Consider the following 10,069-nt stretch of genomic DNA (forward strand, 5'->3'; position numbering starts at 1 on the left):
CGTCAGTGGCGTGTTTCGGACAAGTGAGGATGGCGCCCCAGCACCCAGGCCAACGCCACGTGGATCGGCAGCAGCAGCACGATCCACTGCACGTTGTACTGTGCCTGCAGGCTCAGCCAGTGCAGCACCAGCGCGGCCACGGCCTGCACCGCCAGCAGCCACAGCACGATCCTGAACATGCGCCCCGGCACGCGCCGGCGCAGCAGGGCGATGGCGCCCGGCAGCAGCAGCACCGCCAGCGGCGAAAGCAGCAGCAGGTTGCGGTTGGCCCAGGCCGCGTAGTGGATGCTGAAGCCCCACAGGAACACCAGCACGCCGCCGAACAGGGCACACAACAGCCAGAACGGCAGCGCCAGCCCCGCCAGCAGGCGTGGACGCCGCCGCAGCGCCAGCACACCGGCGGCGACGGCCAGGCCCAGCAGCAGCCAGGGCCACCAGCGGCGCGCAGTCTCCTTCGGTTCCGGATCGATGCGGTGCGGCAGCAGTTCCTGCTCGGACTGCACCAACGGCCGGCCATCACTGTTGCGCGCCTGGCGCAGTGCATCGGCCAGGCGCATCGGTACGAACGCTTCCTGCCAGCGCGACAGCGGCTGGTCGGCGAACGGCCCCAGACCAAGGTCGAAGCCCAGCCACATCCACGGTGCCGGCGAGGCCAGGCGCACCGACTCGCTGCGGTAGGTGTTGCCGCGCGAACGCCCGGCCAGCTGCGACTTCAGGCCGCCACCCAGCGCCTTGTCCAGGGTGTCGCGCACCATCGTGGCGCAGTTGGCGGTGTAGTAGTCGTAGTGGTAGCGCGCGTTTTCCGGCTTCGCGCGCTCGGCCAGATCGGCGGCCATCGCCCGCGCCTGGTCCGGGCGCAGGTCCAGCCACTGCACGCTGGCGCCTCGGCCGGTCTCGTCGTAGTACGACAGGTCCTGCTGCAACGGCAGCGCGACCAGGTAATACATCATCTCGCCGCGCACGAAGCGGCCGATGAAATCGTCCTCGGACGGATCGAAGTAGCCGAAGTTGTACGAAGTCGCCTGACCACTGACCGGATCGAGCACGACGATGGCGTCGTGGCCGAAGCGTTCGAAGAACACCGTGCCCGGCTGCATGGTCACCACGCCGATGCGCGGGGCGGGCGCCTCAGTGCCGGCAGGCGCCGCAGCGCCAGACGGGGCCGCCGCCGGCTGCGCGAAGGCGGCCAGCGGCAGGGCCATGGCCAGCACGCACAGTGCCAGCCAGAGGGTCACGATCAGACCGCGGCGCTTCAAGCGTCGTCCTGCGCGTCCGGCGGCAGCACGGTCACGTGGAAGGCCTGCACCCGGCGCGCATCGGCGCGGGCGACGCGGAACATGAAGCGGTCCAGTGCCAGCTCGTCGCCGACTTCCGGCAGATGGCCCACGGCCTCGGTGACCAGGCCGCCGATGGTGTCGTAGTCCTCATCGGAGAAGCTGGCCCCGAAGCGTTCGTTGAAGTCGCCGATCGGGGTCAGCGCATCGACCACGTACTGGCCGTCGGACTGGATGGCGATCTGCGCCGACGGATCCTCGGCCTCGTCATGCTCGTCGTCGATCTCGCCGACGATCTGCTCCAGCACGTCCTCGATGGTGACCAGGCCGGCAACACCGCCGTACTCGTCGACCACGATGGCCATGTGGTTGCGCGACAGGCGGAATTCCTTCAGCAGCACGTTGAGCTTCTTGGCTTCGGGAATCAGCACCGCCGGGCGCAGCAGCTCACGCACGTTGGCCGGCCCGTTGTCGGCCACTACGCCGCGCAGCAGGTCCTTGGCCAGCAGGATGCCAAGGATGTCGTCCTTGTTCTCGCCGTGCACCGGGAAGCGCGAATGGCCGGATTCGACCACCTGCTTCATCAGTTCCAGGAAGGGCGCCTCGACCGGCAGCGAGACCATCTGCGAGCGCGAGATCATCACGTCGCCCACGGTCAGCTCGGCCACCGAAATGGCGCCTTCCATCATCTTCAGGGTATCGGCGGCGATCAGACCCTCTTCCTGCGCGGTGTGCAGGACAGCGACCAGCTCGTCGCGGGTATGGGGTTCGCCGGAGAAGGCCGAGGTCAGGCGTTCAAGCCAGCCGCGCTTCTTTTCACTGGGCTCCTGTGCGGAGCTACTACTGTCGTCTTCTGACATCTCTGGAAAAAGGGCACCCGGCAAGCCGGGCGTTGGGTCCAGTCTAGCAGGATGTGGCGCCCTGTCAGTGACCGTCGCTGCCCGGGCCGGTGATCGGCGGTGGGGCCAGTTCAGGCCGGGCGGGGGCTTCTTCTTCGGGCAGGTCCAGGCTGTAGGTGCAGCCGGCCAGGGTCTTGCCGGGGTGGGAGGCCACGGTGGAGACGCTGAGGATGATCGACTCGATCTGGGCCTCGCCGGTCTTCGGGTCGGTCACGTCGCGGCTGACCAGCTCGCGCCCGGCCATGAACTTGCCATCCTGGTCGTAGCCGGTCTCCAGCTCCAGCCGCTTGGCCAGCGGCCGCGGGTCGGCCTGGTCGAGGATCGCCATGACGCTGGAACCGGCCACGGCCACATGCTCGGTGCGTTCCCCGAACACGCTGATCGGCTGCGCCAGCCGGTACTCGCTCATGAACTGGTTGCCCTGCGGCAGCGGCTGCAGGCCCTGGGCCACGGCCTTGAGCGGGTCGGCCAGCAGGGGCGCCAGCGCGGCCTGGTCGGTCACGCCCTGGCGGCATTCGATCAGGGCCGGCAGATCAAGCGCAGAGGCAGGGGCGGACACGGCAAGCAGCAGGGGCAGGGCGGTACGCAGCAGCACGAAAAGGTTTCCGTTGTAGAGCCGAGCGCCGGCTCGGCGTTGAAATGGCGCGTTCAGCGCTCGCCAGCGTAGGGGTCGGCGATGCCGAGCTCGGCCAGGATCTCGCGCTCCAGCTGTTCCATCGCTTCGGCTTCCTTGTCGTCCTCGTGGTCCCAGCCCAGCAGGTGCAGCACGCCGTGCACGGTCAGGTGCGCGTAGTGGGCATTGAGCGCCTTGCCCTGCTCTTCGGCCTCGCGGGCCACCACCGGTGCGCAGATCACCAGGTCGCCCAGCAGCGGGAATTTCACGCCCTTGGGCAGGCCTTCGGGCACTTCGGCCGGGAAGCTGAGCACGTTGGTGGCGTAGTCCTTGCCGCGGTAGTGGCGGTTCAGCGACTGTCCTTCCTTGGCATCGACCACGCGGATGGCCAGGTCGGCCTCGCGGATGCGGCCCTTCAGCGCGGCCGCCACCCACTTGCGGAAACTTACCGCCGACGGCAGGCCGGCACGGGGCAGGGCGTAACTGACGGCGACATCCAGTCGCACGGGACCACGGGTCATGGAGTCGCTCCAGGTTGGATCTGATGCAGGTCGCGGCGATCGTAGGCGCTGACGATGCGCGCCACCAGCGGGTGGCGGACCACGTCGCGCGATTCGAAGAAGGTGAAGCTGACGCCGTCGACGTCACGCAGCACATCGATGGCATCGCGCAGGCCCGACTTCACATGCTTGGGCAGGTCGGTCTGGGTCAGGTCGCCGGTCACCACTGCGGTGGAGCCGTAGCCGAGGCGGGTCAGGAACATCTTCATCTGCTCGATGGTGGTGTTCTGCGCTTCGTCCAGGATCACGAACGCATCGTTGAGCGTGCGCCCGCGCATGTACGCCAGCGGCGCGATCTCGATGACGTTCCGTTCCAGCAGCTTGACCACCTTCTCCACGCCCATCATCTCGTACAGCGCGTCATACAGCGGGCGCAGATAGGGGTCCACCTTCTGGCTCAGGTCACCGGGCAGGAAGCCCAGCTTCTCGCCGGCCTCCACCGCCGGACGCACCAGGATCAGGCGCTGCACCCGCGATTCGTTCAGTGCTTCCACCGCGCTGGCGACGGCCAGGAAGGTCTTGCCGGTACCGGCCGGGCCGATGCCGAAGTTGATGTCATGGGTGGCGATCTGGTGCAGGTAGCGGCCCTGGTTGGCGCCGCGGCCGCGCACCGTGCCGCGCTTGACCTTGATCGCCACGTCCTGTGCCTCATAGGAGCGCTCGGCGATCTGCTCGAGATTGGCCTGCGCCAGGCGCAGGTGGATGGCGTGGTTGTCGAAGGTGGTCTCGGCGGTCTCGGCGTACAGCGCCTCGATCAGCTTCTGTGCCTCGACGATGGCGTCCTTCGGGCCGCTGATGCGGAACACGAAGCCACGGTTGGCGATTTCCACGCCCAGTTTCAGTTCGATCTGTCGCAAATGACCGTCGAACGGGCCACACAGGTTGGCCAGCCGCTCATTGTCTTCCGGCGACAGGGTGAAGTCTCGATGCTCGATGCTTTTCATTGCTCGGGGTGGGGCGGACGCCTTCCACCGCAGTGTCTTCAAGGGGAAACAAGGGTAGCGCGCGGGTGCGCGGACGGCCAGCACGGGCGCGCGGGGAAGTTTTCCACACCAGGTGTGGACGGCACCTGCGCAAACCTGTGGATAGACCTCGCGACTGCTTGTGCCACAAGCTGTATGAGCCGGTGGTGAAAAAAACGTCACGGAGGCTGGCCGCCGGGGCGCCGGAAACTTGACGGCAGCCCCGTGCGGGGATGAGTATCGGCCCCGAGCCCCAAGGAAACAGGGTCTTCCACCCGGTCCTGCGCTGTGCGCGGACTGCCTGCCTGGCCACCTCCGGAATCCCGGCGGCGGTGCGGCCAGGTGCAGGGGGAAGCAGGCAGGCAAGCCATCGCCAGGACAGGAGTGCCTGGCTCAGGAGACGTCATGGATGCTTCACACGCGCGAGTCGCACTCGCTTCGCTGGCCGGGCTGGAGCCCGAGCGTCAGCTGCACCGTCTGCAGGCCGAGGGCCTGCCTCCGCTGCTCGTTGAACAATGGTGGGGGCACGAGCGCCTCGGTGACGGATTCGATTACTGGGTGGATGTGCTGCATGTGGATGCCGGCCTGCCCATCAGTGGGGGACCCGGGCGCAAGGCGACGCTGATCACCCGCCTGGATGACGGCCAGGACCATGTCCGTTGCGGTTACATCGCCGCGATGCGCCTGCTAGATACCGACGGGGGGCTGGCGCGCTACCGCCTGCACTGTGTGCCTTGGACCTGGCTGCTGGGGCATGCCAGGCACAGCCGTGTGTACCAGGCGCGCAGCGTGCGCGAGATCGTCGAGGACGTGTTGGGCGGGCATGCCGAACTGGCCCGGTGGCGCTGGAGCGATGATGCGGTGGCCGACCTCGCCGCCGCACCGGCGCGCAGCTACTGCGTGCAGTACCGGGAATCGGACCTGGCCTTCGTGCAGCGCCTGCTGGCCGAAGAGGGGATTGCCGGTGCCTTCCAGAACGACGCCGAGGGCGCACTGACGCTTGTGCTGTTCTCCGACAGCAGCGCGCAGCCGGAAAATCCGCAGTCGGCCCGCGACGGCGGTATCCGCTTCCATCGCCATGACGGCACCGAGCAGGCCGATGCTCTGCAGGCACTGGGCGCGCGTCGGCAGCTGGGCAGCAACCGGCTGTCACTGGTCACCAGCGATTACAAGGGGCCGGTCGTCCGCCATGCGCAGCTGCCGTTGCAGGGCGCCGGCCACAGTTCGCGCGAAGTCTACGATCCGGCTGGTGCGCATGCCTTCGCCGACGCCGGTGATGGCCAGCGACGGGCCCGGCTGGCCGCCGAAGCCCATGAAGCCGGGTTGGGCGGATGGTGGGGGGCGGGCACTGTCCGCAGCCTGCAGGCGGGCCGGTTCATCCGTGTGCTGGCTACGGGCACCGGTTCGGCGCCGGTGATCCTGCCCACCGAGATACTCCATCATGGCTGCAACCCGCTACCGGTCGCGCAAGGGCGCGATCAGCCGCGTGCGGCGCCGCCGGCCCGCTGGCTTTCCGCCAGCGTCGCGCTGCCCGGTGCGCCGCTGGAAGCAAGCCCGGCGATGGGCTACGCCAACCGGTTTCGTGCCGTCGACCAGCAGCAGCGCTGGCGTCCGGTCCTGCTCGACGGCACCGGGCAGCGGCTCAACCCGCGCCCGATCGCGCCCGGTCACCAGAGCGCCACAGTGGTGTCCGGCGCAGGCCGCGACGACGCCGACCTGCATGCCGACAGCCAGGGCCGGATACGGGTCCGCCTGCATCTGCAGGGGGCCTCCGATGCGGCTGCCACCTGCTGGATGCGGGTGGCACAACGCTACGCCGGGCCGGGTGTAGGGGCGCAGTTCCTGCCCCGCGTGGGCCAGGAAGTGCTGGTGGGTTTCCTGGATGGTGACATCGACCGGCCGCTGGTGCTCGGTGCCCTCTACAACGGCCGTGGCGACGCCGGTATCGCCCCCACGCCTGCCGGGGCTGCCGCGGCGGACAGTGGCAGCAGTATGTTCAAGCAGGCTGCCGACAACCGTCCGAGCGCGCAGGGCAACGCGGCCGGTGGTCACGCGCCGGCCTGGCACGCCATGGCCGCCGGCGACGACCAGCATCGGCACGCCGGTGCGTTGTGGGGCATCCAGTCACGGGAATGGTCCGGCAGTGGCTACAACCGCCTGGTCTTCGACGATACCGATGCACAGCTGCGCCTGCAGCTGGCCAGCAGTCAGGCCCACAGCGAGCTGAACCTGGGGCACCTGCTGCACCAGGCCGACAACCATCGCGGTTCCCTGCGCGGTGAGGGCGTGGAACTGCGCAGCGATGCCTGGGGTGCGCTGCGCGCCGAACGTGGCGCCTGGTTGAGCGCACGCCCGCATACCGCGTTGTCGCCGGCCGGCGAAGCGGTGCCCGCAGGCGCGCTGCTGCAGCAGGCCACCACGCTGGCGGCCTCCAGTCACAACGTGGCCGCGGTCCACCGCACCGTCGGCCTGGCCAGCCATGCACCGCCGGACGACAGCGCCGGCCTGGCCGGCCTGCAGCGGATTGCCCGTGCCGTCGTGCCAGGGCAGAGCTATGACCAGGCCCGCGCAGGCAGCGATGACCGCGCCACGGCCGGCAACATCCCGCACACCCGTGAACCCACGCTGGGGCTGCATGGCCATGCCGGTCTGGCGATGGTCACCGGTCAGGGCCTGCACTGGAGCAGCGCCTGCCAGGTGGTCCTGGCCAGTGGCCAGCACAGTGACGCCAGCGTGGCCGGCAACGCGCGCCTGCACGCGACGCAGGCGGTCGGCCTGCTGGCCGCCAGCGGTCGGGGGTTTGCCGGCGATGCGGCATTGACCCTGGTAGCGGGGCAGGCAGCGCTGGACGTCCGCGCCCAGTCCGCTGCGATCACCGTGCAGTCGCGGGCGGCGTTGCGTGCCGCCAGCGCCCAGGCCGCAGTCGAGCTGGCCGCGCCGCGCACCCTGCACATCGCCACCGCCGGTGGCGCCAGCCTCACCCTGGAAGGTGGCAACCTGGTGGTGAACTGTCCCGGCACCATCACCGTCCATGCCGGACAGAAATCCTTCGTCGGGCCCGCGCAGCTCAGCTACGCGCTCCCGGACATGCCGACCAGCACCCTCAGCGAGCAGATTCCGAAGCTGGCCTTCCGCCTGCAGGACATTCCGGGACCACAGGGGCATCCGCTGGCAGGCCAGCCCTGGAAGATCGTGCGTACCCGACAGGCGCTGGACGAGGACATGCGTGATGGCGCGCTGGTACCGGGCAACTGGGCCGAGACCCTTGCCGAAGGGCAGGCCGACGAGCAGGGTGAGGTCAGCCTGGATGACACCCTGTGCGCGAAGATCTGGAACGATGCCGGCCGGTTCCCGGGGCGCCTGTTCCTGGTGCATGGGATCGACGTGATTCCCCTGCAGCGTCCGCGCCCCTACAGCAGTTCGCCGGGCGTGCGCGCCACCATGGACACGCTCGAAGCGATCAACTACGGCAAGACCCTGGCCGACCTTCCCGATGACGCGGCGCTGCATGCCTACCGGCAGCGCGCCGAGTACGAATTCCAGTCGCACATCGACGCCGACCCGGCCCAGCGCAAGGAGATCCAGTGATGGCAGACGGCACCAAGCTGGGCAGCGTCCCGCATAACGCATTGACCTGCCTTGACGGGCAGAAGGGCACCACCAGCGGTGACTATTACGCGCCACCGGACCGGCAGTTCGCGCCGGTGCGGAGCGGCAACAAGGTTGACGCCTACACCGACGGCCGCTCGGCGATGAAGGCGATGGCCGATGCCATCCGCGGCGCGCAGAAGTTCATCTTCATCGCCGACTGGCAGATGAACTTTGACACCGAGCTGGACAGCCGCGGTGGTGCCCACGCCAGCCGCCTGAGCGAACTGCTGTTCGATGCCATCAACCAGCGCGGCGTGGACGTGCGGGTGCTGCTCTACGACAGTGTCGAGGCGGCGGCCTACACCCACGAGAACGAAGCGCGCACGGCCCTGTACAAGATGCAGGATGCCAACACCCCGGGGCAGGTGCAGGTTGGCCTGCACAACCCGGCCACCGGCCGCACCGATGCCTTCAACATCGCCTTCTCGCACCACCAGAAGATCCTGGTGGTGGACGGGAAGATCGGCTTCGTCGGCGGCCTGGACATCGCCCACGGGCGCTGGGACGACGGCAACTTCGACGTGGTCTGCGACCCGAAGCTGCATGTGCTCAATGACCACTACAACAACTGCTTGAGCAAATTCCGGGGCATGACGAGTGCTGAGCAAGACCTGACCCTGGACAAGCCCGATACCAGCCCGGACGCGGTCGGCCGTGTCCGCCCCGGCTTTGCCCAGGCATACGTGCCGGGCCTGGCCATCGCGCTGGACCGGATGAAGGCGCAGTGGGATGCAGGCGCCGCACTGGCCGAACTGCAGGACTATGCGGACAAGCTGGGCGTTCCCGACGCGCTGGAACGCGAAGGCATCCGCAAGCTCGCCGAAATGGTCATTCCGGGCATGGAAGAGGCGGTCAAGGTACAGCGTTCGGTCGCCAAGACCTTCCTGGCCATTCAAGGGTGGTTGACCGAGATCGAAAAGGAATACGCCGACGTCATCGCCGCCTCCAACCGGGCCGCCGACGAAGCGGTCAAGCTGAACGTCGGCGAGGCGGCTGCCGCCGCCGGGCGTGCAGTGGAAGGCTTCACGAAGATCCAGGCGAAGAAGTTCGGCGAGTGGGTCGACGAGCGCAAGGCCGCGATCAAGGACGTCATTCTGGGCCCGATCAAGACGGCCACCACCGTTGTGGGATACGTGCGCGATCCTGACTCGCTGGTCAAGGATGCCAAGACCAAATATGACGAGATCGAGAACAAGTTCAACAAGGCCAAACAAGCGTGGGAATCGCTGGTGAAGTGGATCAACGAGCCGGTGGATCGCATCCAGCGCCTGCTCGACAGTGGCCGCCAGCCGCGCATGCCGTGGCAGGACGTGCACGCGCGCCTGCAGGGCCCGGCGGTGTTCGATATCTGCCGCAACTTCATGCACCGCTGGAACGCGATGGTCTGGCAGAACCAGCGCGGCGACCGTGAAATCGGCACGGCGGTGCGCAAGGTCCTGAACCGTGGCATCCGCGGTGCCAACGACTGGATGGGCGCGGGCCTGCCGGAGCAGACCACGCTGGCACGTGGCATGGAGCTGACGCCGTTGAGCGATCAATGGCTGCAGTCGATGGGCGGCATGCAGGCGTTGTTCGGTAACCTGGCCCGGCCTGGCACGGCCGGCGACGTCACCGTACAGATCGTGCGTTCCTCGGGCACCGCATTGCATGCGCTGGAGAAGAAGGGCTGCAAGGAACTCGGCCTGAACCTGGACGATGCCAGTTGCCTGCAGCCGTACTGGGAGCGCAACCAGCCGATGCACTCCATCCTTGATGCGATGGTCAACTGCATCGCCTCGGCGCGTGCTTTTGTCTACCTCGAGACCCAGTTCCTGATTTCCGAATGCGGTTGGTCCGACGCTGAGGCGGGCAGGACAGTGGAGACGGCGATCAAGGGCGGTGAACGGCGGCCCATGACCAAGGCCGAAAAAAAGAAGGCCGGCTACGTCGACAAAGGCGTGGCCATGAGTGGGCCCATCGGGAAAACCGGCGTCGTGCAGGACCTGGTGAAGCGCAAGCAGGGCGTGAAGTCGGCGGCCAGCAACCCGCTGGTGGCGGCGATCGCTGCGCGCATCCGTCGCGCCATCGTGGCCGGACAGGGCTTCCATGTGTACATCACCTTGCCCGTGCA

General features: G+C 68.0%; 7 protein-coding genes. 2 read left to right on the forward strand and 5 right to left on the reverse strand.

Annotation, left to right across the window (positions count from 1 at the left end; translation table 11 throughout):
* Window positions 1–2: 2 nt before the first annotated feature.
* From AC5YGJ_RS19925 to AC5YGJ_RS19945, 5 genes are all read right to left on the reverse strand, one after another.
* Window positions 3–1,256, reverse strand: coding sequence for a lipoprotein N-acyltransferase Lnb domain-containing protein (locus AC5YGJ_RS19925; RefSeq protein ID WP_249844522.1), 1,254 nt, complete (start codon window positions 1,254–1,256; stop codon window positions 3–5).
* Window positions 1,253–2,134: a CorC family transporter gene (locus AC5YGJ_RS19930; protein ID WP_107230401.1), complete on the reverse strand. Its 882-nt coding sequence runs from the start codon at window positions 2,132–2,134 to the stop codon at window positions 1,253–1,255. Before AC5YGJ_RS19930 ends, AC5YGJ_RS19925 begins: the two co-directional genes overlap by 4 nt.
* A gap of 64 nt (window positions 2,135–2,198) precedes the next feature.
* Window positions 2,199–2,765 (reverse strand): hypothetical protein, encoded by a 567-nt coding sequence (locus AC5YGJ_RS19935; protein ID WP_409461431.1) that lies wholly within the window; start codon window positions 2,763–2,765, stop codon window positions 2,199–2,201.
* Between the two features lie 56 nt (window positions 2,766–2,821).
* Complete coding sequence (gene ybeY / locus AC5YGJ_RS19940) at window positions 2,822–3,307, reverse strand: rRNA maturation RNase YbeY (protein WP_496187522.1); 486 nt, start codon at window positions 3,305–3,307, stop codon at window positions 2,822–2,824.
* A complete protein-coding gene (locus AC5YGJ_RS19945) occupies window positions 3,304–4,290 on the reverse strand; it encodes a PhoH family protein (protein ID WP_249844520.1) in 987 nt (328 codons plus the stop codon). Before AC5YGJ_RS19945 ends, ybeY begins: the two co-directional genes overlap by 4 nt.
* Window positions 4,291–4,713: 423 nt before the next feature.
* Here AC5YGJ_RS19945 and AC5YGJ_RS19950 point away from each other — a divergent pair, with 423 nt between their 5' ends.
* Together AC5YGJ_RS19950 and AC5YGJ_RS19955 are read left to right on the forward strand one after the other, a co-directional pair.
* The gene (locus AC5YGJ_RS19950; RefSeq protein ID WP_496187523.1) at window positions 4,714–7,896 is read left to right on the forward strand and encodes a type VI secretion system Vgr family protein; all 3,183 of its coding nucleotides are present in this window, start codon (window positions 4,714–4,716) and stop codon (window positions 7,894–7,896) included.
* Window positions 7,896–10,069, forward strand: a 2,174-nt coding sequence (locus AC5YGJ_RS19955; RefSeq protein WP_496187524.1) for a phospholipase D-like domain-containing protein, incomplete at its 3' end; no start/stop codon positions are given. The genes AC5YGJ_RS19950 and AC5YGJ_RS19955, both read left to right, overlap by 1 nt.

The sequence above is a fragment of the Stenotrophomonas sp. CS3K5 genome, from assembly GCF_059515225.1.